General features: G+C 73.2%; 17 protein-coding genes and 1 pseudogene. 6 read left to right on the top strand and 12 right to left on the bottom strand.

Translation table 11 applies throughout. From position 1 onward, the window contains the following. The first annotated feature begins 43 nt into the window (after window positions 1-43). The 3 genes and pseudogenes from R4Z62_RS30415 to R4Z62_RS30405 form a co-directional block, all read left to right on the top strand. The gene (locus R4Z62_RS30415; RefSeq protein ID WP_491521475.1) at window positions 44-1,468 is read left to right on the top strand and encodes a lipase maturation factor family protein; all 1,425 of its coding nucleotides are present in this window, start codon (window positions 44-46) and stop codon (window positions 1,466-1,468) included. A gap of 104 nt (window positions 1,469-1,572) precedes the next feature. Further along, on the top strand, window positions 1,573-1,980 hold the full coding sequence (locus R4Z62_RS30410; protein ID WP_355478402.1) for a DUF3224 domain-containing protein: 408 nt from the start codon (window positions 1,573-1,575) through the stop codon (window positions 1,978-1,980). Window positions 1,981-2,023: 43 nt separating this feature from the next. Then, window positions 2,024-2,365 (top strand): annotated as a pseudogene (locus R4Z62_RS30405) (SDR family NAD(P)-dependent oxidoreductase); the annotation flags it as partial. Window positions 2,366-2,505: 140 nt separating this feature from the next. Here the strand turns inward: R4Z62_RS30405 and R4Z62_RS30400 are convergent. The 6 genes from R4Z62_RS30400 to R4Z62_RS30375 all read right to left on the bottom strand — a co-directional run bounded on the left by R4Z62_RS30400 (window position 2,506) and on the right by R4Z62_RS30375 (window position 12,128). After that, window positions 2,506-5,526 (bottom strand): alpha-mannosidase, encoded by a 3,021-nt coding sequence (locus R4Z62_RS30400; RefSeq protein WP_355478400.1) that lies wholly within the window; start codon window positions 5,524-5,526, stop codon window positions 2,506-2,508. A gap of 46 nt (window positions 5,527-5,572) precedes the next feature. Further along, window positions 5,573-7,609, bottom strand: a complete 2,037-nt coding sequence (locus R4Z62_RS30395) for an endo-beta-N-acetylglucosaminidase (protein ID WP_491521474.1) — start codon at window positions 7,607-7,609, stop codon at window positions 5,573-5,575. After that, on the bottom strand, window positions 7,606-8,862 hold the full coding sequence (locus R4Z62_RS30390) for a glycoside hydrolase 5 family protein (protein WP_491521473.1): 1,257 nt from the start codon (window positions 8,860-8,862) through the stop codon (window positions 7,606-7,608). The genes R4Z62_RS30395 and R4Z62_RS30390 overlap by 4 nt, the downstream gene beginning before the upstream one ends. Before the next feature lie 96 nt (window positions 8,863-8,958). After that, on the bottom strand, window positions 8,959-9,876 hold the full coding sequence (locus R4Z62_RS30385; protein WP_491521472.1) for a carbohydrate ABC transporter permease: 918 nt from the start codon (window positions 9,874-9,876) through the stop codon (window positions 8,959-8,961). Next, the gene (locus R4Z62_RS30380; RefSeq protein ID WP_491521471.1) at window positions 9,873-10,829 is read right to left on the bottom strand and encodes a carbohydrate ABC transporter permease; all 957 of its coding nucleotides are present in this window, start codon (window positions 10,827-10,829) and stop codon (window positions 9,873-9,875) included. Before R4Z62_RS30380 ends, R4Z62_RS30385 begins: the two co-directional genes overlap by 4 nt. A 6-nt stretch (window positions 10,830-10,835) precedes the next feature. Further along, window positions 10,836-12,128, bottom strand: a complete 1,293-nt coding sequence (locus R4Z62_RS30375; protein ID WP_382848525.1) for an ABC transporter substrate-binding protein — start codon at window positions 12,126-12,128, stop codon at window positions 10,836-10,838. Between the two features lie 220 nt (window positions 12,129-12,348). Between R4Z62_RS30375 and R4Z62_RS30370 the strand changes: the two genes are divergently transcribed. Continuing rightward, window positions 12,349-13,437 carry a LacI family DNA-binding transcriptional regulator gene (locus R4Z62_RS30370; RefSeq protein ID WP_491521470.1) on the top strand — a complete coding sequence of 363 codons (1,089 nt, stop codon included), beginning with the start codon at window positions 12,349-12,351 and terminating at the stop codon, window positions 13,435-13,437. 428 nt (window positions 13,438-13,865) lie between these two features. Here R4Z62_RS30370 and R4Z62_RS30365 read toward each other — a convergent pair whose 3' ends face one another. The 3 genes from R4Z62_RS30365 to R4Z62_RS30355 form a co-directional block, all read right to left on the bottom strand. Next, entirely contained in the window at window positions 13,866-15,104 is a 1,239-nt protein-coding gene (locus tag R4Z62_RS30365) for an SPFH domain-containing protein (RefSeq protein WP_491521469.1), read from the bottom strand. A gap of 12 nt (window positions 15,105-15,116) precedes the next feature. After that, window positions 15,117-15,368, bottom strand: a complete 252-nt coding sequence (locus R4Z62_RS30360) for an NfeD C-terminal domain-containing protein (RefSeq protein WP_064536527.1) — start codon at window positions 15,366-15,368, stop codon at window positions 15,117-15,119. 241 nt (window positions 15,369-15,609) lie between these two features. Next, window positions 15,610-16,275, bottom strand: a complete 666-nt coding sequence (locus R4Z62_RS30355) for a nitroreductase (protein ID WP_355478388.1) — start codon at window positions 16,273-16,275, stop codon at window positions 15,610-15,612. A gap of 224 nt (window positions 16,276-16,499) precedes the next feature. Here R4Z62_RS30355 and R4Z62_RS30350 point away from each other — a divergent pair, with 224 nt between their 5' ends. Next, complete coding sequence (locus R4Z62_RS30350) at window positions 16,500-17,843, top strand: amidase (protein WP_491521468.1); 1,344 nt, start codon at window positions 16,500-16,502, stop codon at window positions 17,841-17,843. A 111-nt stretch (window positions 17,844-17,954) separates the two neighbouring features. Here the strand turns inward: R4Z62_RS30350 and R4Z62_RS30345 are convergent, their stop codons facing one another. Both R4Z62_RS30345 and R4Z62_RS30340 read right to left on the bottom strand, forming a co-directional pair. Next, window positions 17,955-18,437, bottom strand: a complete 483-nt coding sequence (locus R4Z62_RS30345) for a GNAT family N-acetyltransferase (RefSeq protein WP_382848517.1) — start codon at window positions 18,435-18,437, stop codon at window positions 17,955-17,957. A gap of 50 nt (window positions 18,438-18,487) precedes the next feature. After that, entirely contained in the window at window positions 18,488-18,661 is a 174-nt protein-coding gene (locus R4Z62_RS30340) for a hypothetical protein (protein ID WP_106967188.1), read from the bottom strand. Window positions 18,662-19,097: 436 nt separating this feature from the next. Between R4Z62_RS30340 and R4Z62_RS30335 the strand changes: the two genes are divergently transcribed. Next, window positions 19,098-19,613, top strand: coding sequence for a hypothetical protein (locus tag R4Z62_RS30335; protein ID WP_491521467.1), 516 nt, complete (start codon window positions 19,098-19,100; stop codon window positions 19,611-19,613). 33 nt (window positions 19,614-19,646) lie between these two features. Here R4Z62_RS30335 and R4Z62_RS30330 read toward each other — a convergent pair whose 3' ends face one another. Continuing rightward, on the bottom strand, window positions 19,647-21,146 hold the full coding sequence (locus R4Z62_RS30330) for an SDR family NAD(P)-dependent oxidoreductase (RefSeq protein ID WP_491521466.1): 1,500 nt from the start codon (window positions 21,144-21,146) through the stop codon (window positions 19,647-19,649). Window positions 21,147-21,281 lie beyond the last annotated feature (135 nt).

Genomic DNA, 21,281 nt, shown 5'->3' with positions numbered 1-21,281 from the left:
AGGCGGGGGCCGGGGCACCGGCAGAAAAGGAGCGTGCACGACCGTGGGATGGTTCACCGCACCCGACTACTGGCTCGGCCGGCTGGTGTTCCAGCGGGCGCTGGCCGCCGTCTACATCGTGGCGTTCCTGACGGCGGCCCTCCAGTTCCGGGCGCTGCTGGGCGAGCGCGGGATGCTGCCGATCCCCCGGTTCGTGGCGCGGGTGCCGTTCCGGCGGGCGCCGAGCCTGTTCCACCTGCGCTACTCGGACGGGCTCTTCGCGGCGGTCGCCTGGGGCGGGTGCGCGGTGTCGGCGGCGCTGCTGGCGGGGGCGGACGCGTGGCTTCCGCTGTGGGGCGCGCTGCTGCTGTGGCTGGTGCCGTGGGCGCTGTACCTGTCGATCGTGAACGTGGGGCAGACCTGGTACGGCTTCGGCTGGGAGTCGCTGCTGCTGGAGACCGGGTTCCTCGCGGTGTTCCTGGGCAACGACGAGGTGGCTCCGCCGGTCGTCGTGCTGTTCCTGCTGCGCTGGATCCTCTTCCGGGTGGAGTTCGGCGCGGGGCTGATCAAGCTGCGCGGCGACCCGTGCTGGCGGAACCTGACCTGCCTGTACTACCACCACGAGACCCAGCCGATGCCGGGCCCGCTGAGCTGGTTCTTCCACCGGCTGCCCGCGCCGCTGCACAAGGCGGAGACGGCCGCGAACCACCTCACGCAACTGGTGGTGCCGTTCCTGCTGTTCACCCCGCAGCCCGTCGCCACGGCCGCCGCGGCGCTGATGATCCTCACCCAGCTGTGGCTGGTGGCCTCGGGCAACTTCGCCTGGCTGAACTGGATCACCGTCGTGCTCGCCCTGTCCGCGGTCCGCTGGCCGGGCGGCCCGCCGCCCGCCGTGGCTGCGCCCCCGCTGTGGTACGAGGTGCTGGTCCTGGCCGTGGCCGCGCTGCTGGTCCTCCTCAGCCACCGCCCGGTGCTGAACATGATCTCCCGCCGCCAGGTCATGAACCGCTCGTTCGACCCGCTGCACCTGGTCAACACCTACGGCGCGTTCGGCACCGTCGGCCGGATCCGGCACGAGGTGGTGATCGAGGGCACCCTCGACGAGGTGCCGCGCGAGGACTCCGACTGGCGGGAGTACGAGTTCAGGGGCAAGCCCGGGGACGTACGGCACTGGCCCCGGCAGTTCGCCCCGTACCATCTGCGCCTGGACTGGATGATGTGGTTCGCCGCGCTGTCCCCGGCGTACGCCGGGCCGTGGTTCGGCGCGCTGGTGGAACGGCTCCTGGAGAACGACCGCGACACATTGCGGCTGCTGCGCCGCTCGCCGTTCCCGCGCGACCGGCCGCCGCGCTTCGTCCGCGCCCGGCTGTTCCGCTACCGCTACACGACCTGGCCGGAGCTGCGCGCCACCGGGGCCTGCTGGGACCGGACTTTCGTACGGGAGTTCCTTGCGCCGACCCGGCTGGCGGGACCGGCGCGGGACGACTGACGGGGCGCGGCGGGCTCCGGCGGGGGCGCCGTGCCAGGTGGGCCGGGCAGCCGGAACGGGCAGGCCGGAGGCCGTTGTCAGACCCTGCCGCTACGGTCTTTCGCATGAGAGCTACGGGCACCTTCACCGTGAAGTCCTTCGAGCCGGCCGACCTGAAGCCCGACCCCGTCGTGCCCACCGGCCTCCCGGTGGGCGTGGCCACCCTGGAGAAGCACTTCGAGGGCGAGATCACCGGCCGCGCGGCGACCCTGTTCACCGCCGCCTACGACCAGGAGACCGGGGTCGGCACCTATGTCGCCATGGAGTCCTTCGAGGGCACCCTGCACGGCCGCCGGGGCGCCTTCAACTTCGTCCACTCGGCCACCACCACGGGCAGCGACCGCAGCGCGGAGTTCTTCACCGTCGTCCCCTCCAGCGGCACCGGCGAGCTGACGGGGATACGCGGCACCGGCGGCCTGGCCGTCGACGCCGACGGCACCCACCGGATCCGCTTCGACTACGAGCTGGACTGAGCCAGCCCGTAGACGCGGTCGGCCGTCCGGGTGAAGACCGCGCGCCGACGCCCTCGGCGGAGTCGACATCCTCGTCAACAACGCCGGCATCGGCGCCCAGGGCACCGTCGAGGACAACGACGACGCCGAGTGGCACCGCGTCCTGGACGTCAACGTCCTCGGCATCGTCCGCACCACCCGCGCCGCCCTGCCGCACCTGCGCGCCTCCGACCACGCGGCCGTCGTCAACACCTGTTCGATAGCGGCTACCGCCGGCCTCCCGCAGCGCGCCCTCTACAGCGCCAGCAAGGGCGCCGTCCGGGGTGCGTTCGCCCGTACCCGCCGCGAACACGCCGCGATCTTCCGGGCGTTGGCGGCCCATGACCCGGAGGCGGCTCGCGCGGCGGCGGCGTCCCACGTCGGCGAGGTGGAGGAGTGGCTGCGCGCCCGGCTCGCGGGGTGACGGCGGACCACGGGTGAGGACACGGGCGGGAACGCCGCAGGGCGGCCCGGCGCGTGCGTGCCGGACCGCCCTCCCGTACTGACTCAGGCGCGCCGCAGCCGCAGCGTCACCAGCTCGAACGGACGCAGCCGCACCGCGATCCGCTCGCCGTCGCGCTCCACGGCCGGGGCGTCGGCCAGCGGGCGCTCCAGCAGGTCGGTCGCCACGGCGTCGGCGACCTCGAACCCGGCGGTCAGCGTGGCCCGCGCCCGGCCGCCGTGGGCCTCGTGGAAGCGGACGACCACGTCGCCGCTGCCGTCGTCGGCGAGCTTGAGAGCCGTCACGACCACCGCGTCGTCGTCGACGGCCAGCAGCGGGGTGACCGCGCCCGCGCCGGTCAGCCGCCGCTCGGGCACGTTGATCCGCCAGCCCTCGCGGACCGCGCCGCCGATGTCGGCGCCGGGCACCAGGGCGTGCCGGAAGCGGTGGACGCCCTGGTCGGTCTCCGGGTCGGGGAAGCGCGGCGCGCGCAGCAGCGACACCCGGACCGTGGTGGTCGTGCCCAGGTCGCCGTCGGTGCGGACGGCGCGGGTCACGTCGTGGCCGTACGTCGAGTCGTTGACCAGGGCGACGCCCCAGCCGGGCTCGGCCACGTGCACGAACCGGTGGTTGCACGCCTCGAACTTGGCGGCCTCCCACGAGGTGTTGGTGTGGGTGGGCCGGTGGAAGTGCCCGAACTGGGTCTCCGACGCGTACCGTTCGGCGTGCACGTCCAGCGGGAAGGCCAGCTTGAGGAACTTCTCCGTCTCGTGCCAGTCGACCTCGGTGTCCAGGAGCAGCCGCCGCTCGCCCGCGGCCAGCGACAGCACCTGCGTGACGCGGGAGTCGCCGAAGGAGCGCACGACGCGCACCGAGGCGCCGTCCTCGCCCGCCGTGACCTCGTCCGCGTCCGTCAGGTCGGTGACCGTGTTGCGGTAGAACTCGTCCACGTCCCAGGCGTCCCACATGTTCGGGAAGTCGGGGTGCAGCTGGAGCAGGTTGGCGGCCCGGCCGGGGGCGACGGTCTCGCGCTCGGCCTCGATGTCGTACGCCGAGACGACCAGGCCCCGCTCGTCGATCTCGACGCGCAGCACGCCGTTGTCCAGGACGTGTCCGCCGCCCTGGCGGGGCGTGAGCCGGGTGCCGCCCGCGACGGCCGGTGCGGCGGCGCCGCCCGCCGGGACACCGCAGCGGCCGTGCGGGGCCGCGTTGAAGACGAGCGGGGCGGTGCCCTCGCCGGCCAGCGCGCGCTGCGCGCCGTCGATGATCGCGTCCAGCTCGGCGGCGACCCGCTCGTAGGTGGCGCGGGCCTCGCGGTGCACCCAGGCGATGGACGAACCGGGCAGGATGTCGTGGAACTGGTGCAGCAGCACCGTCTTCCAGATCCGGTCCAGGTCCTCGTAGGGGTAGGGGAACCCGGCGCGCACGGCGGCGGTGGCCGCCCACAGCTCCGCCTCGCGCAGCAGGTGCTCGCTGCGCCGGTTGCCCTGCTTGGTCTTGGCCTGGCTGGTCAGGGTGGCGCGGTGCAGTTCGAGGTACAGCTCGCCGACCCAGACGGGCGGTTCGGGGTACTCGGCCTCGGCCTTGTCGAAGAACGCCTCGGGGGTCTCCCACACCACCTGTGCGGAGCCCTCCAGGTCGCGCAGCCGGGCGGCCTTGGCGACCATCTCGCGGGTGGTGCCGCCGCCGCCGTCGCCCCAGCCGGTGGGCGCCAGCGAGTGCCGGGCGACGCCCTTGTCCTTGAAGTTGCGGGCCGCGTGCGCGATCTCGCTGCCCTTCATGGAGCAGTTGTAGGTGTCGACGGGCGGGAAGTGCGTGAAGATCCGGGTGCCGTCGATGCCCTCCCACTGGAAGGTGTGGTGCGGGAACTTGTTCGTCTGCGACCAGGAGATCTTCTGCGTGAGCAGCCGCTTGGAGCCGGCCGCCTTGATGATCTGCGGCAGACCGGCGGCGAAGCCGAAGGTGTCGGGCAGCCACGCCTCGTCGTTCTCGACGCCGAACTCGTCGAGGAAGAACCGCTTGCCGTGTACGAACTGGCGGGCCATGGCCTCCGAGCCGGGCATGTTGGTGTCGGACTCCACCCACATGCCGCCGGCCGGCACGAACCGCCCGTCCGCGACGGCCTTCTTGACCCGCGCCCACACCTCGGGCCGGTGCTCCTTGATCCACGCCCACTGCTGCGCCTGGGACATGGCGAAGACGAAGTCGGGCTCGTCCTCCAGCAGGGCGGTCATGTTGGACGTCGTACGCGCCACCTTGCGCACCGTCTCGCGCAGCGGCCACAGCCAGGCGGAGTCGATGTGCGCGTGGCCGACCGCGCTGATGCGGTGCGCGGAGGGCACGGCGGGCGCGGAGAGCACGCCGGTGAGCTGGGCGCGGGCCCGCTCGGCGGTGCCGTTGACGTCCTGGAGGTCCACCAGGTCCAGCGCCCGGTCCACGGCGCGCAGGATCTCGTAGCGGCGCTGGGAGTCCTCGGGCAGCTCGGCCATCAGCTCGCCGAGCACCTCCAGGTCGATGACGAGCTGCCACACGGTCTCGTCGAAGACGGCGAGGTCCATCCGGGTCAGCGTGTACTGCGGGTCGCTGCCCGCGGTCTCCTTGTCGCCGAGCTGGGTGGGCAGGAAGGGGTGGTAGTCGAGGATGACGGGGTTGGAGGCCGCCTCGATGTGCAGGCGCACCTCCTCGCCGCCCTCGACGGGGGCGCCGATCCGGACCCACTGGTTGCGCGGGTTGAGGCCCTTCACCGGGGTGCCGTCGGGCCGGTAGACCAGGCCCTCGCACTGGAAGCCGGGCATGTTCTCGTCGAAGCCGAGGTCGAGCAGGGCCTCGACGGACCTGCCTGCCCATGCCTCGGGAACGGTGCCGGTCACCCGGAACCAGCTGGTGCCCCACGGAGCACCCCAGCGGGCGCCCACCGCGATCGGCTCGGGCTCGGCGGCCAGTCCCTCGGCGACCGGCACGGGCTCCCCGGGCGCGTGCCACACGGCCACGTCCAGGGGCACGGACTCGGGGTACACGGCGGGGCGGATGCGCTCGTCGAGTACGCGCTTGAGGCGGGCTTCGACCAGGCTGCGGTCGTCATGCATGCGGAATGCTCCGTAGGTCTGCGTCTGCGGGTGGATCAGTCGGTGGTTACCAGCGGTGGCCGAGGACGGCGGCGGCCGAGGAGGTGTACAGCTCCCCCACCGCCCGTACCTCGAACCGTACGGCCCGCTCGCCCGGTGCGGGAGTCAGGCCGGTGACGAAGTAGGCGCGCTGGCCGGTGCCGCCCAGGAAGCGGCGGGTGCCGTCGGGCAGCACGCGGTGCACGGTGTAGTGGCGGACCGTGCCGGGCGCCGGGTGGTCCCAGGCCAGGCGCAGGTCGCCGCCCGAGGCCGCGGTGACCCGGGGCCGGACGGGGGCGGCCGGGGTGGTGGTGCGCTCGCGCACGGCGAGGCCGCCGAGCCGCCAGCGGACCGGGCCGCCGCCGGTGGCGGTGAGCCGGATCCCGAGGGCGTGCACGGTCCCGGAGCGGCCGGGCAGCCGCACCGCGGTGGTCCGCCAGCCGTCGCCGCGCCCGGCCGGCAGCGGCAGGTACGTGTACGGCGGCGGGTTCCCGGCGCCGTCCGGTTCGGCGGTCGCCACGGCCAGCTCGACGCGTACGTTCCCGGCGTCGGCGCGGTGGGTCAGCTCGACGACGGTGTTGCGGCCGAGCGGCAGCCGGGTCGTGTAGAGGTCCAGGACGGCGGGCCGGTCGAGCGCGCCGGACACCAGGAGGCTGCTGCCGCCGTGCCAGGCGTCGGCGAAGTCGAAGGCGACGGCGGGCCGCTGCCCTTCGGTGCGCACGCTCCAGCGGCGGGCGGGCAGCCGGTCCTGGAGGCCGAGGTGGTTCCAGGGGGTGTCGGAGGTGACCTCGCCCCGCTCGTGCCAGCGCAGTCCGTGGCCGGTGTTGAAGACGGTCGCGAACGGCAGGGAGGTGACGGTGGACCGGTCGGCGGCGAAGACGGCCGGTGCCCGCCAGGGGTCGGCGGCATCGGGCCGGGACGGGTCGAGGGAGCGGCCGGTCCAGAACCGGTCGTCGGCGGCGTGGAACGCCTCCGGGGTGTGCCCGGCGGGCAGGTGGCCCCGGGTCCACTCCGGCCGGTAGAGGCCGACTGAGGTGGTGTGCGCGGTGCCGGCGGGCACGATCGCGTCCCAGTCCACGGGAGTGTCCGAGCCGCGGGACTCCACGTCGACACCGGCCCACAGCTCGTAGCGGCTGCGGCCCAGCGCGTCGGCCCTGCGGGCGGAGGAGGCCAGCGAGCCCGCGCTCCAGCGGAAGTCGACGAACAGGTCGTCGGCGGCCTCGTACAGTGCCTGGTTGCGGTCGTTCAGCGCGCCCTGCCAGCTCACCGTGCCGTCCACGGTCATGGCGTCGTACCAGGTGACGCGCTGTCCGCGGGCGGCGGCGAGCGTCTTCAGCTCGCGGACGAAGCCGAGCATGGCGGCGCCGAGCGCGCTGTCGCCGCCGCCGGTCTCGGCGTTGACGAACCAGCCGTCGAAGCCGTACGCCGCCGCGACCGCGACGAGCTGGGCGGCGAGCGGGTGGTGCCCGGCGGCGTCCCGCTGCACCAGGTCGCTGGTCCAGCGGAGCTGTCCGCCGTAGGCGGCGGGCGGCAGGAAGACGTTGCCGAGGACGGGGACGCCGTGCCGGTGCGCGGCGTCCACGATCGGCGCGTTCGGCGCGAGGATCAGCCCCTCGCCGGACGAGCCGCCCCAGAAGACCAGCTCGTCGATGTACGCCCAGTGGGTGAGGGCGTAGTAGTCGGCGGTGGCCGAGCCCTGGGAGGGGTTGCCCGCGGTGGGACCGAAGGAGACCAAGGACTGGATACGGGCCTGGTCCGCGCGGGCCGTGGTGTTGGCCGGGGCCGGGGTGAAGCGCCGGGCGAGCGGCACGGAGGCCCGGTTGAAGGGCAGGTCGGTGTCGGTGGCGGCGCGCCAGCTCTTCAGACTGCGCCAGGTGATGCCCTCGCCGGGGCTGCCGTCGGGCAGCGAGTCGGGGTACCAGTAGGAGGCGAGCGGCCGCAGGCCGGTGGCGGCGGCGCGGGACGCCGTCGGCTCGGCCGCGGCGGCGGGCAGGGACAGCGCGGGCAGGGCGGCGGTCGCGGCGCCCGCGAGCAGGACGGTGCGCCGGGCGGGGTGGTGACTCACGAGCGGGTGCCTCCTGGAGGGGTGGGGAGTACCTGATCGGGGGTGACGACGTCCGTGATGCCGCGGGCGGCCAGGTGGTCCCGGTCGGCCGCCCGGGTGTCGAGGACGGTGGTGGGGCGGGCGCCGTCGGCGGTGAGCCGGAAGAACGCCTCGAAGACGTCGCCGCCGGGCGCGCAGCGGGAGCGGGCGGCCGGGTCGGCGGGCACGGTCAGGGCGGTGGTGCGCGGGGCCGGGGCGTAGGTGTGCTCGCGGGCCGCGCGGGCGAGGCTGCGGGCGATGTCCTTGGGGCGGCGGTCGTTGGTGAGCAGGCCGAGGCTGTACTCGAGTTCGGGGAAGTCGGCCAGCTCGCGCGAGACGTCGTGGGAACACCACCAGGTGATGCCCCACAGGTCGGGGCAGTCCAGCGCGTTGGCGACGGTGGCCTCGGTGAAGGCGGCGGCGTGCTCGGCGGGGATCAGGGGGGCGGGCGCGCCGACCTCCTGGAGCCAGACGGGGCGGTGCGGGTCGCCGGCCCATGCCTTGCTCAGCTCGATGAGGTAGGCGGCGTGGTGCTCGGTGGGCACGGAGGTGCGGCCGTGGCGCTGGGCGGTGCCGTTGAAGACCCAGGAGTGCACGGCGGTCAGCGCGCCGTGCCGGGCGGCCTGGTCCGGGGTGAACGGCATGTCGTCCTGGTACCAGGTGGCGTCGTACTCGGCGTGCAGGTGCATCCTGCCGGGGGCGCCCTGCTCGCAGGCGGCGAGCATCCGCTCCAGCCAGGCGTCGATCTGGTCGGCGGTGGCCCGGTCCGGGTCGGGGTGGGGCCCGGCGGAGAACTGGTTGACCTCGTTGCCGAGGGTCATGCCGAGGAAGTTGGGGCGGCCGTCGAGGGCGGCGGCCAGGGTGCGCAGATAGGCGGCCTGGCCGTCCAGGACCTCGGGGTCGGTGAAGAGGTTGCGGCGGTGCCAGGTGCGGGTCCAGGCGGGCAGGAAGTCGAAGCTGGACAGGTGTCCCTGGAGGCCGTCCACGTTGACGTCGAGCCCGCGTTCCCCGGCCGCGTCGACGAGCTGCACCAGCTGCTCCACGGCGCGCGGCCGGATCAGGGCGCGGTCGGGCTGGAAGTAGGGCCACAGCGGGAAGACCCGGACGTGGTCGAGGCCGAGCGCGGCGATGGAGTCCAGGTCGGCGCGTACGGCGTCGAGGTCGAAGTCGAGCCAGTGGTGGAACCACCCCTGGCTCGGGGTGTAGTTGACGCCGAAGCGCACGGCAGAAGGCATGCGGGATCCTTGCGAGGTGGGGGTACGGGGGTCCGGCGCGCGAGAGCTACGGTGACGGCCGGCCGCGGGGCCGCTCCGGGGAGCGGCCCCGGGCGCTCAGCCCTTGACGGCGCCCTCGCCGACCCCGCGGAAGAAGTAGCGCTGGAGGCAGGCGAAGAGGGCGATCAGCGGGGCCACGGCGATGACGGTGCCGGCGGCGACCAGCCGTTCGTCGTTGGCGAAGGTGCCGTGCAGGTAGTTCAGGCCGATGGTCAGGGTGAACCGGGACGGGTCGCTGAGCACGATGAGCGGCCACAGGAAGTCGTCCCAGGCACCCATGAAGGCGAAGATCGCCACGACGGCGAGGGTGCCCTTGACCGACGGCAGCGCGATCCGCAGGAACCGCTGCCAGACGTTGGCGCCGTCGACGTAGGCGGCCTCCTCGATCTCGTAGGGCAGGTTCAGGAAGGCGTTGCGCATCAGCAGGACGTTCAGCGACGCGACGGCGCCGGGCAGCAGGACACCGACGAGGGTGTTGTTCAGGCCCAGCTCCCGCATGGTGGTGAACTGGGCGATGATGATGCCCTCGGCGGGCACGAGCATCGCCAGCACGAAGACCAGGGTGGCGACCCGGCGGCCCCGGTAGCGCAGCCGGGCCAGGGCGTAGCCGGCCAGGGCCGAGCCGACGCAGTTGGTGACGACGTTGGCGGCGGCGACCTTGAGGGAGTTGAAGGCGTAGTCCCAGACCGGGATGGTGTCGGCGACCCGCTCGTAGTTGTGCAGGGTGGGGTCGCCGGGCAGGAACTTGGGCGGGGAGCTGAAGATGTCCTCGGTGGGGCCCTTGAGCGAGGTGGACAGCTGCCACACGAACGGGCCGACGGTCAGGGCGAGCACGGCCAGCAGCAGGACGTAGCGCAGGACCAGTTCCCACACCCGGTAGCGGCGGCCGTTCTCGTCGGTGAAGCGGGGCTTGCGCGGGCGCGCCGGGGTCTTGCTGTCCGGGGTCTTGCGGGCCGGGGTCTCGACGGTGCTCACGCGTCCTCCTTCCGGTCCGCGCGCAGGACGAGCAGCATGAGGATCACGGTGATGACGAACACCACCAGGGAGATGGCGGAGGCGTAGCCGACGCGGCCGGACAGGCCGGTGCCGGTGCGCTGGATGAGCATGACCAGGGTGGTGTCCTCGCCCGCGGGGCCGCCGCTGGGGCCGGCCATCAGATAGACCTCGGAGAACACCTTGAAGGCGGCGACCGAGGAGAGCGCGGCGACCAGGACCATGGTGGAGCGGACGGCCGGGACGGTGACGGTGAAGAAGCGGCGCACCGCGCCCGCGCCGTCCACGGCGGCGGCCTCGTGCAGTTCGCGCGGCACGTTGGCGAGCGCCGCGAGGTAGACGATCATGTAGTAGCCGAGGCCCTTCCAGACCGTGACGGCCATGGCGCTGACCAGCAGCAGCCACTGGTCGCTGAGGAAGCCGACCTTGTCAAGACCGACCGTCTCCAGGAGCGAGTTCACCAGTCCGCGTTCGTCCAGCATCCAGACCCAGATCAGGCCGACCACGACGATCGAGGCGACGACCGGGGTGTAGAAGGCGGACCGGAAGAAGGTGATGCCCGGGATGTTCTTCTGCACCAGCATGGCCAGCAGCAGCGGCAGGATCACCAGCGCCGGGACGGTGCCGACCATGTACAGCGTGCTGTTGCGCAGGCCGATCCAGAAGGCGTCGTCGTGCAGCAGCTCGCGGAAGTTGGCGAGGCCGACGAAGTGGCCGGGGATCAGGGTGCGCCGGTCGGTGAAGGCGTTGATCACCGTGGAGACGAACGGGTACAGGATGAAGACGGCGGTGACCAGCAGTCCGGGCGCGGCGAACAGCCAGGGACTGGTGGGCAGTTGGCGCCGGATGCGGGTCGCCGGGCGGCTCCCGGCGCCCCGGCCGGGGCGCCGGGCCGGGCGCTTCGCGGGCGCCCGGGAGACGGTCGAGGTGGACATGGTGCGTTATCCCTGCTGCTTCAGAAGCTGGTCACATGCCTTGACAGCGTTGTCGAGCGCGTCCTTGGGGCTCTGCTTGCCCTGGAGCGCCTTGGCGACCTCGTTGCGCAGCGCCGTCTTCATCTGGTCGCTGAACTGCACGGGCGTGTAGTTGACCGCGGTCTTCAGGGACTTGGCGGCGGCGACGCGGACCCGGGTCTCGTCGGTGCCGTCCTCCTTCGTGAAGTACGGGTCGTTGAGCGAGCCGGCGGTGCTCGGGAAGATGGCGACCTTCTTGGCGAAGGACATCTGGTGCTCGGCGTCGGTGACGAAGTGCGCGAACGCGACGGCGGCGGGCGTGTTCTTGGTCTTCGCGTTCACCATCAGGCCCTGCACGTACATGTTGACGTGGCCGGTGCTGGTGATCTGGTCGGTGATGCCGATGTTCTTGTACAGGTTCGGCGCCTGCTTCTTGAAGTTGTCCAGGTCCAGGGCGCTGCCCGGGTTCATGGCCACGGCACCGGTGAGGAACTTCTTGCCGGTCGACTCCGGGGTGGCGGTGAGCGCCTGCGGGTCGAGCGCCTTGGCGTCGTACAACTGCTTGTACTTGGTGAGGAGTTCGACACCCTTCGCGTCGTTGAAGGCGAAGCCGGTGCCCTCCTTGTTCGTCAGCGTCGAGCCGTAGCGGCCGAAGTCCTCGATGGTGGGCACGTTGGCGAGGGTGGCGACCTTGCCGCCGGTCTTCTCGGCCAGCTGGAGGGCGTCCGTGAAGAGCTCGTCGTACGTCTTCGGCGGCTTCTCGGCGTCCAGGCCCGCCTGCTTGAAGAGGGTCTTGTTGTAGAACAGCGGGCCGGTGTTCAGGTACCAGGGGAAGGCGTACGTGCCGGGCAGGCCGGGGACCTGGTGGCTGGCCCAGGCGCCGGGCAGGTACTCGCCCTTGTACTTGGCGGCGGCCTTGTCCAGGTCCATCGCCAGGCCCGCCTTGGCGAGCGGCGCGACCAGGTCCGGGGCGACGTTGACGACGTCGGGCAGGGTGCCGCCGGCCGCGTCCGCGCTGATCTTGTCGGGGTAGCCCTCGGCGGGCTGGTCGACCCACTTGACGTGCGCGCCCGGGTACTTCTTCTCGAAGTCGCCGATGACGCCCTCGAAGTAGTCCTTGAAGTTGGCGCGCAGGTTCCAGGTCTGGAAGGTGATGTTGCCCTCGACCTTGCCCGACGCGTCCGTCGAACCGGCGTCGTCCCCGCCGGAGCCACAGGCGCTCAACGGCAGGACGAGGGCGGTGATGGCTGCGGCGGCGAGTGCTCTGCGGGATATGGGCACGGTGACACGGCTCCCTTGCGGCGTCGACGGCTGGTGTCGGCAGTGACGATGCATGCCGAGTTCATCAAAAGTCAATGGATTCGGGCCTGCTAAAGCTACCTCGGCCACATTAGTCCAGGTCACCGGGGTCCGAGTAGGGACTTGCCTGCGAGGACTAATGCGCTTTAGGCTGCCTCCACTCAAGCGCTTTAGTGATCACCGCTGTGAAAAGAGGGGGAACATGCCGGCCAAGCGGACCCCGGCGCGCCGTCCGACGATGAAGGACATCGCGCGCCGTGCCGGTGTCTCCGAGAGCGCCGTCTCGTTCGCGCTCAACGACCGGCCCGGTGTCTCCGAGGTCACCCGCGACCGGGTCCGCCGGGTCGCCGAACAGCTGGGCTGGCGGCCCAGTACGGCGGCCCGCGCGCTGTCCGGGGAGGGCGCGGCCACGATCGGCTTCGTGCTGGCCCGGCCCGCCGACACGCTCGGCGTCGACTCGTTCTTCCTGCAACTGGTCTCCGGCATCCAGGAAGTGCTCTCCGAGCGCCATCTCGGGCTGCTCTTCCAGGTGGTGGAGGACGTACCGGACGAGTGTGACGTATATCGCAGATGGTGGGCCGAGCACCGGGTGGACGGCGTGCTCGTCGTGGACCCGCGCACCGACGACCCGCGCCCCGGTCTGCTCGACGAACTCGGCCTGCCCGCCGTGGTGATCGGCGGCGCACCCGACGAACGGCACCCGGGCCTGTCCACCGTGTGGGCGGACGACGCGGGCGCCATGGCCTCGGTGGTGGACGGGCTCTACGGGCTCGGCCACCGGCGCATCATGCACATCGCGGGCCTGGCCGGACTCGCGCACACCGAGCGCCGGATCCGGACGCTGCGCACCGAGGCCGAGCGGCGCGGGCTGACCGGCGTCGAGTCGGTGACCACGGACTACTCGGACGCGGAGGGCGCCGCCGTCACCCGCCGGATACTGCGCTCGCCGTCCCCTCCGACGGCTCTGATCTACGACAACGACGTGATGGCCCTGGCGGGCGTGGCCGCCGCGACCGAACTGGGCTACTCCGTCCCGGCGGACGTGTCGGTGGTGGCCTGGGAGGACTCCGCGCTGTGCCGCATGGTCAAGCCGTGGCTGTCCGCCCTGTCGCGGGACAGCATGGAGTTCGGCCGTACGGCGGCCCGCGCGCTGACCGCCCTCCTGGACGGCGGCCCGGCCCGCACGGTCCGCGTCCCGGTCCCCCGCCTGATCGAACGCGACAGCACGGGGCCGGCGCGGGACGCGCCGGGGGCGGGCGCCGAGGCGGGGGTCGGCGACCGCGTCGGCTGAGCGCGCCTGACGGCGGGCGGGGCCGGTGGAGTACGGCGGGGCCGGTGGGGTCGGTGGCCGCGCCCGGAGCCGGGATGGTCCGGTGGTCCCCGATCAACGGATACGACCGGCATCCGGCGCGGGGCCGGTAGGCGCGTACCGGGAGCCGTAACGGCCCGGCGGCCGCCGGTGGGCGCGTGCGTGCCACCGGCGACCGGCGGTGCCGATGAGCGCGCCCAGGGCCGCAGGCGGCCGTCGGGGGTCGGCCGGTTCGGCGACACGGTCGGCGGCCGAGTGTCGGCGGCCAGCCGGACACCGTCGAACCCAAGAGCGGCCAGTGGACGGCAGGCGGCAGGCGGGGTGTCGGCAAGGCCGACGACACGGACTGCCGCCCGACGCCCGGTGGCGTCGCTGCGGTCCCGCCACGGGGCGGGACCGCTCGCGGGACCCTACTCGGCCGTCCCCTTGCCGCCCCGGCCCGGCGTCTGCGCGCCGTCGTCCGGGGTCGCGGGCCGCGGGCCCTGGAGTTCGCGGCGGCCGGTGTCCGCCGCGGCCGGGCCGGAGCCGTTGCGCTGGGCGCCGCCGCCCTGGCCGCCACCGCCACCGCCACCGCCGTTCAGGTTCTGCCGTACCGAGTCCAGGATGGTCAGGCCCTGGGCGACCAGTCCCGCCGCGATCTCGCCGAGGCCGTCCGCGCCGTTGAGAACGTTGACGTTGGCACCGGAGAGGCCGCCCGCGGCCTCCTTGACGATCTGCGGGAGCTGGTCGATCAGCATCCGGTCGAGCGCGACCCGGTCGTAGGACGCGGCGGCCTCGGCCTGGACCTTCATCCGCTGGGCCTCGGCCGCGGCGAGGATCCTGACCCGCTCGGCATCCGCCTCGGCGGGCTTGACGATCTCGGCCACCAGCTCCTGCTGGCGCAGTTCGGCCTGCCGCTGGGCCAGCTCCGTCCGGGCGGCGAGCACCTCCTGCTGGGCATGCGCCAGCGCCAGCGGCCCGGCCTGCGCGGCCTGCGCCTGGGCCCGGTCCACCTCGGCGGAGTACTCCGCCTTGACGACGGCGGTCTGGCGGGCGTACTCGGCCTGCCTGCGGGCCGCCTCCTGCTCCGCCTCGGCGGCGGCCTGGTTGGCCTGTGCCTGGGCGATCTGCGCCTGCCGCTGGATGGCCGCCTTGTGCGGCGCGGACATGGCGTCGATGTACCCGGTGTCGCCGTCGTCGATGGACTGGATCTGGAGCGAGTCCACGATCAGGCCGATCTTCGCCATCTCCGTCTTGGAGGTGTCGAGCACCTCGGCGGCGAGCTTCTGCCGCTCGGTGACGATCTCCTCCACGGTCATCGAACCGATGATGGCGCGCAGGTGACCGGCGAAGATCCGCCCGGTCAGGACGGACATCTGGTCCTGGTCGGAGAGGAAGCGCTGCCCGGCGTTGATGATGCTCTCCGGGTCGTTGCCGACCTTGAAGGCGATGACGGCGCGCACATGCAGCGCGATGCCCTGCCGGGTGACGCAGGTCTCGACGACCTCCGACTCACACATCGACAGGGTGAGGAAGCGGACCTTGCGGAAGACCGGGAGCACGAACTTGCCGTGCCCCGTCACCACCCTAAACGGCGCGCCCCCCAGTCCCCGCCTGCCGCCCGAGATCAGCATCGCCTCGTCGGGGGCGGGAACACGGTAACCGAACATGGTCTGTTCTCCTTAGCCTGCGTCGGCCGCATCGTCGCGCAACCGGTCCAGGGGGTCGGCCCACTCGATCACGTCGACCTCACGGCGTCCGCGGGAGTCCACCACGAGGACCGTCGCACCGATCGGCAACGGTTCCTGCGACCAGGCGAGGAAGGTCTCGGAGCCGCCTCTGACCCGCACCAGGATCTCGCCGGGACCGGCGGATCCGCGGGTGCCGATGAGAAGCTCCCCCGTGCAGCCGATCACGGCCTCGTCCTGCGCCATCGCCGACTACTTCCCCTCGTGCTCGCCCTGTGCTTCCGACCATAGACCCACCCGGGCGGGCCGCCTACGCGTCGCGCGCACCCGGGCGTCCCGGCACCGCGGCGGACCGGCGGGGACACCCCCTCCCCGTCCGGTCCCGCCGGATGCCGGACGTGTCCTCGCCCGGCATCCGGCGAGACGCGGCCAGGGCTCTGCCCGGTTCCGGTCCGGCGGCGCGGAGGGCCCGCGGCCGGGCGGAGGGTCACCGCCCGACGAAGGTCACCGTCTCCGCCATGTCCGCCCGCCCGGTGCGCGACTGCGGCGCGCCGTCCTGCTCGAACCCCACCGCGACCCCGCAGAACAGCACGCGCCCGTCCCCCGCTCCCACCACGTCGGCGACGGTCTTCCGGTACATCGTCCACATCACCTGGGGACAGCTGTGCAGCCCCTCCGCCCGGAGCAGCAGCATGACCGTCTGGAGGTACATCCCCGCGTCCCCCCACTGCCCCGGCCCCATCGTCCGGTCGAGGTAGCAGAACAGCACGGCCGGCGCCCCGAACGCCCCCGAGTTCAGCGCGGCGATCTTCATGGGCCGGGCGGGATCGTCGCGCTCGATCCCCAGGGCCGCGTACCGCTGGGCGGCAGCGGCGGCGAAGCGGTCCAGATAGGGCGGGGTCAGTTCGGCGGGGTACATCGGGTACTCCCGCTCGTCGCCCGGGTCGCCCGCCAGTGCCCTGGCCGTGGCCCGCTTCTTCAGCTCGGCCAGCGGCTCGCCGGTCACGACGTACAGGTGCCACGGCTGGAGGTTGCCGCTCGACGGTGCTCTCGTCGCAGCGGCCAGGACGCGTTCGAGCACGCCCTCGGGCACCGGCTCGTCGCCGAACGCCCGCACGGCCCGTCGACCGGCCACGGCCTCATACACGTCCACGCCTTCTCGTCCTCTCCCTCGTCCCCCGCTCTCGTCCCTCAACGGCCATGATCCCTCCACCTCTTGGGCGGGCCGCGGGCCGCCGGTGGGCGCGGCCGGGGACGGCCGGACGCGGCCTCTCGACGCGAGGGGCCCGCTCCGGGCAGAGTTCACCCCACGTACTCGCCAGTACGCCCTGTCCGCCCCCGCTTTCGGAGTTTCCGACCTTCCGCCGAGGAGTGCCCGTGACCGACTGGGCCGGCCGCAGTGCCGTCGAGATCGCCGCCGCCGTACGCGAGAGGCGGGTCACCGCCCGTGCGGTGGTGGCCGCGCATCTGGCCCGCATCGAGCGGCTCGACGGCCGGATCGGTGCCTTCCGCACCGTCCGCGCCCGCGCGGCGCTGGAGGAGGCCGACGCGGTCGGGGCCCGGCCGGATCTGGCCGGACTCCCCCTGGCGGGCGTGCCGGTGGCCGTCAAGGACAACCTCGCCGTACGCGGCGAGACCACCCGGAACGGCTCCGCGGCGACCTCCGAGCTGCCGCAGACCCGGGACCATGTCACCGTCGCCCGGCTGCGGGCGGCGGGCGCGGTCGTGGTGGGGCTGACCAACGTGCCCGAGCTGTGCGTCTTCGGCACCACCGAGGGCGTGCACGGCATCACGCGCAATCCGTGGGACACCTCGCGCACGGCGGGCGGTTCGTCGGGCGGCAGCGCGGCGGCGGTCGCCGCCGGGATGGTGCCGCTAGCGCTCGGCAACGACGGCATGGGCTCGCTGCGCATCCCGGCCGCCGCCTGCGGCCTGGTCACCGTCAAGCCGGGCCACCGGGTGGTGCCGGCCGGCATCGGCAACGGCGACTGGTTCGGCATGTCGGAGAACGGGCCGCTCGCCACGACGGTCGCCGACGCGCGGCTGATGCTCTCGGTGCTGGCGGACACCGAAGTGCCGTCCGCCGCCGGGCGGCCGGCGCCGTCGGTCGCCGCGTCGGTGCGCGCGCCGCTGCGCGGCACGACGGTCGGCCTCCCGTACGCCACCGCCGTACGGGAGGCGGCGCGGCTGCTGGCGCAGGAGGGCCACCGGGTGCGGCGCGCCGATCCGCCCTATCCGGCGTCGATCGGGTTCACCGCGCTGCGGCACTGGAGTGCCGGTACGGCCATGGACGCCGTGGGCCTGGATCCGCGGCGGCTGGCCCGGCGCACCCGGGTGCAGGCCGCCGTCGGGCGGCGGTTCGTCGAGGGGGTCCGCACGGGTGACGCGCGGGAGCGGCTGCGGGACCGGCTCGCGCCGTTCTTCGCCGAGCACGACGTGCTGCTCTGCCCGGCGCTGGCCCGCCGTCCGCCACGGGCCGTGTCCTGGGACGGGCGAGGCTGGCTGCGCAACGTGGCGGTCAACGGCGCCTGTTCGCCGATGACCGGGCCGTGGAACCTGACCGGCTGGCCCGCGGCGGTGGTGCCGTTCGGCACCCTGCCCTCCGGTGCGCCGTGCGCGGTGCAACTGGTGGGGCGCCCCGGCGCGGAGGCCGTCCTGCTGGCCCTGGCGGAGCGGATCGAGCGGCGGCGCCCGTGGCCGCGCACCGCCCCGCTGGACTGAACCCACGCACCGCCCGCCCGGCCCGGCCGCGTGCCGCTCGCACCCCGGGCCCGGTCGGCGGCGGCGCCGTACCGCTCAGAGCACCCGGCCCGCTCAGAGCTCCCGGCGCGTTCAGAGGTCCCGGTACATGATGTGCAGTCCCACCAGGCCGTGCCGCGGATGCCGGTACGCCCGCGGCACGGTGCCGAGGACGGTGAAGCCGAGCGAAGTCCACAGGCCCACGGCCGGGTTGGTCTCGACGACGGCGTTGAAGACCATCCCGCGGTAGCCGTCCTCCCGGGCCGCCGCGAGGACGTGCTCGGCGAGGGCGCGGCCCGTGCCACGGCCGGTGCGGTCCGGGTCGACCATGAAGCCCGCGTTGGCGATGTCCGCGGCGGGCCCGCCGTAGTTGGGCTTCACGTAGGCCGAGCCCAGGATCGTGCCGTCGTCGTCCTCCGCGACGAAGACCCGCTTGCCGGGGCCGGTCCACAGGGCGCGGGCGTCCTGTTCCGAGGTGTCCGGGTCCCAGGCGTAGGTCTCCCCGGCGGCGACGACACGGTGCCAGAACGGCCAGATGCGCGGCCAGTCGTGGTCCGTCGCTTCCCTGATCAGCATGGGCGCGAGTCTCGCACGCCCATGCCTGTGGGGCGGCCGGTCCGGGTGGTTCAGTCGACGCTGGGCAGGATGTGCGGCTCGGCGAGGTCGTCCTCGTAGCCGGCCAGGCGGATGGGGGCGGACCGCGCCCACACGTCGAGGCTGCCGAGGTCTCCGGGCCGTCGGCCCGCGCGCTCCGTGCGTTCCTCGGGGCGCTGCTCGCGATTGGTCTTCTCCGGTGTCACCGCGCACTCCTTATGTGTCGGTCACCCTCGGGGCGGTCAACCGGCAGTCTGCGCTGCGGCGCCTGACACCCGCTCGGGTCTGGGTCGAGACAGGTCGGACGCGGTGGCGCCGGCAACTGAGGTCCGAGCGGGCCGTTGGGCACCGGTTCACCCCGGGGCGGACCGTGGGTGTGGTGGGAACCCTTTGGTGCTGTCCGCCTACTCCAGATTAACCAAATGAGCGCCCCCCTGCTCGATGGGGCTGCAAAAACCAGGTAACTATCGGAAGTCAGGCATGTTCATTGAGCCATATAAGAGGCGATTTGTCGCTTTGTCGTGCGAGCCGGGATTCACCCGTTCGGCGGACGGCACGCAGTTCAGGTCCCGTTGGCCGCGCCGCAAGCTCGCCGTGCTCTGCTGACGTACCGCAACGGCCGTCCCGCGGGAGGACTGACGCATGGAGCTGCGCAGTGTCGAGGAACTGATGGACCTGCTGCACGCCGGGCGGGGTGCCGCCCGCGTGCCCGACCGCCCCGGGCGCCGCACCGATCCCTGCGCGCACGCCCTGCGGACCGCCGCGCTGCTGCGCCGCGGTCGTCCGGCCGACAAGGAGCTGCAGATCGCGGGGCTCGTCCTGGCCGTCGGCGGACTGCTCGGTCCGGGCGAAGGCAGCGACGAAGGCGGCAGCGAGGGCGGGGGCACGGGCGCGCTGAGCGGTGCCCTCCGGGCCGCCGACGCGGTGCGCGGACTGCTCGGGGAGCGCGTCTTCCGGCTGCTGCGGCAGCAGGCGTACGCCGCCGACGGCCGCCCCGTCCGGCCGGTGGACGAGGACGCCCTGGCCCTGCGCCTCGCGGCCGAGGAGGCCCGCACCCCGGGTCCGGGCGACGGCGCGGCCGCCGGGGTGCTGGAGGACTGGCGCACCGTCCTGGCACTGGTCGCGGCCCGCAACTCCCGGCTGGGCGCCATCGACTGACGGCGCCTCAGCGCACGCGTACGGGAGCGGACCTCACCACTTGCCCGGCGCGTAGTCCTTCAGGAAGACGCCGTACAGGTCCTCGCCCTCCTCGCCGCGCACGATCGGGTCGTAGACGCGGGCGGCGCCGTCGACCAGGTCCAGCGGGGCGTGGAAGCCGGCCTCGGCCAGGCGCACCTTGTCGGGGTGCGGGCGCTCGTCGGTGATCCAGCCGGTGTCGACGGCCGTCATCAGGATGCCGTCCTTCTCGAACATCTCCTGGGCGGCGGTGCGGGTGAGCATGTTCAGGGCGGCCTTGGCCATGTTGGTGTGCGGGTGTCCGGCGCCCTTGTAGCCGCGGTCGAAGACGCCCTCCATGGCGGAGACGTTGACGATGTACGTACGGCGGGCCGCCGCCGCGGCCATCGCCGGGCGCAGCCGGCTGATCAGCAGGAAGGGCGCGGTGGAGTTGCACAGCTGGACCTCCAGCAGCTCGACCGGCGTGACCTCCTCCACCGTCTGGATCCAGCTGTTGGTGTCGTGCAGGTCGGGCACCAGGCCGCCCGCGTCGATGGCCGTGCCGGCCGCGATCCGCTCCAGGGACGCCGAACCGGAGACGAGGGCCAGGTCGGTGACGTCCTGGGCGTCGAGCACTCCGGAGCCCGCCACCGGCAGCGCGGCGACCGCACCGGAGCCGAAGGTGCCGATCACCTCGGAGGCGGGCAGCTCACCGGCGGGCAGCGGGGCCGACTCGGCGGAGATCAGCTCGCTGTAGGCCTGCGGCGAGCGCCGCACCGTCTGGGCGGCGTTGTTGATCAGGATGTCCAGCGGGCCCTCGGCGGCGACCGAGTCGGCGAGCGAGACGACCTGGGCGGGGTCGCGCAGGTCGATGCCGACGATCTTCAGCCGGTGGATCCAGTCGGCGCTGTCGGGCTGGGCCTTGAAGCGCCGGATCGCGTCGCCCGGAAACCGGGTGGTGATGGTGGTGTGCGCGCCGTCGCGCAGCAGCCGGAGCGCGATGTACATGCCGATCTTGGCCCGGCCGCCGGTGAGCAGGGCGCGCCTGCCGGTCAGGTCGGCGCGCGCGTCGCGGCGGGCCCGGTTCTCGGCGGCGCACTTCTGGCACAGCTGGTGGTAGAAGTAGTCGACCTCGACGTAGCGCTGCTTGCAGACGTAGCAGGAGCGCGGGCGCTGGAGTATCCCCGCGATCTGTCCCTCTCCGGTGCGCGAGGAGGGCAGGATGCCCTCGGTCTCGTCGTCGATGCGCTGCGCGGAGCCGGTGGCGGTGGCCTCGGTGACCGTCTTGTCGTGGGCGGTCTTGGCGGCGCGGCGCTCCTGGCGGCGGCGCTGCTTGACCGTGCGGTAGATGTGGGAGGTGGCCCGGCGCACCGCGACGGCGTCGGGGTGGTCGACCTCGATCTCGTCCAGTTCGCGGAGCACGTCGAGGCAGACGGCCAGGCGCTCGGGGTCGATACCGGGCCCGTACGCGGGCTCGCCGCCCGGCGCGTACACCACCTCGTCCGTGGCCGTGGGGCCCTCGTCTGTCACCGTCATCGCGCCGCTTCCCTGCTGGTTCCCGTGGCGCTCCGAGTCGCGCCCGCCGTCGAACGGGGGATTTTACGGCAGCGGTGCGGCCGACCGCCAAACGCGTGGCGATCATGGCCGGACGGGCGGCGCGCGGGCCGGTGC

The organism is Streptomyces sp. PL-25 (assembly GCF_058344915.1).
The sequence above is the reverse complement of the archived record's forward strand: the minus strand, read 5'-3'. Positions and strand labels throughout refer to the sequence as shown.

Coding starts and splice junctions, on each gene's coding strand:
- R4Z62_RS30335 (WP_491521467.1), top strand. CDS start 19,098: ATGGAGCTGCGCAGTGTCGAGGAACTGATGGACCTGCTGCACGCCGGG.
- R4Z62_RS30330 (WP_491521466.1), bottom strand. CDS start 21,146: ATGACGGTGACAGACGAGGGCCCCACGGCCACGGACGAGGTGGTGTAC.
- R4Z62_RS30370 (WP_491521470.1), top strand. CDS start 12,349: ATGCCGGCCAAGCGGACCCCGGCGCGCCGTCCGACGATGAAGGACATC.
- R4Z62_RS30365 (WP_491521469.1), bottom strand. CDS start 15,104: ATGTTCGGTTACCGTGTTCCCGCCCCCGACGAGGCGATGCTGATCTCG.
- R4Z62_RS30390 (WP_491521473.1), bottom strand. CDS start 8,862: ATGCCTTCTGCCGTGCGCTTCGGCGTCAACTACACCCCGAGCCAGGGG.
- R4Z62_RS30360 (WP_064536527.1), bottom strand. CDS start 15,368: ATGGCGCAGGACGAGGCCGTGATCGGCTGCACGGGGGAGCTTCTCATC.
- R4Z62_RS30345 (WP_382848517.1), bottom strand. CDS start 18,437: ATGCTGATCAGGGAAGCGACGGACCACGACTGGCCGCGCATCTGGCCG.
- R4Z62_RS30400 (WP_355478400.1), bottom strand. CDS start 5,526: ATGCATGACGACCGCAGCCTGGTCGAAGCCCGCCTCAAGCGCGTACTC.
- R4Z62_RS30380 (WP_491521471.1), bottom strand. CDS start 10,829: ATGTCCACCTCGACCGTCTCCCGGGCGCCCGCGAAGCGCCCGGCCCGG.
- R4Z62_RS30410 (WP_355478402.1), top strand. CDS start 1,573: ATGAGAGCTACGGGCACCTTCACCGTGAAGTCCTTCGAGCCGGCCGAC.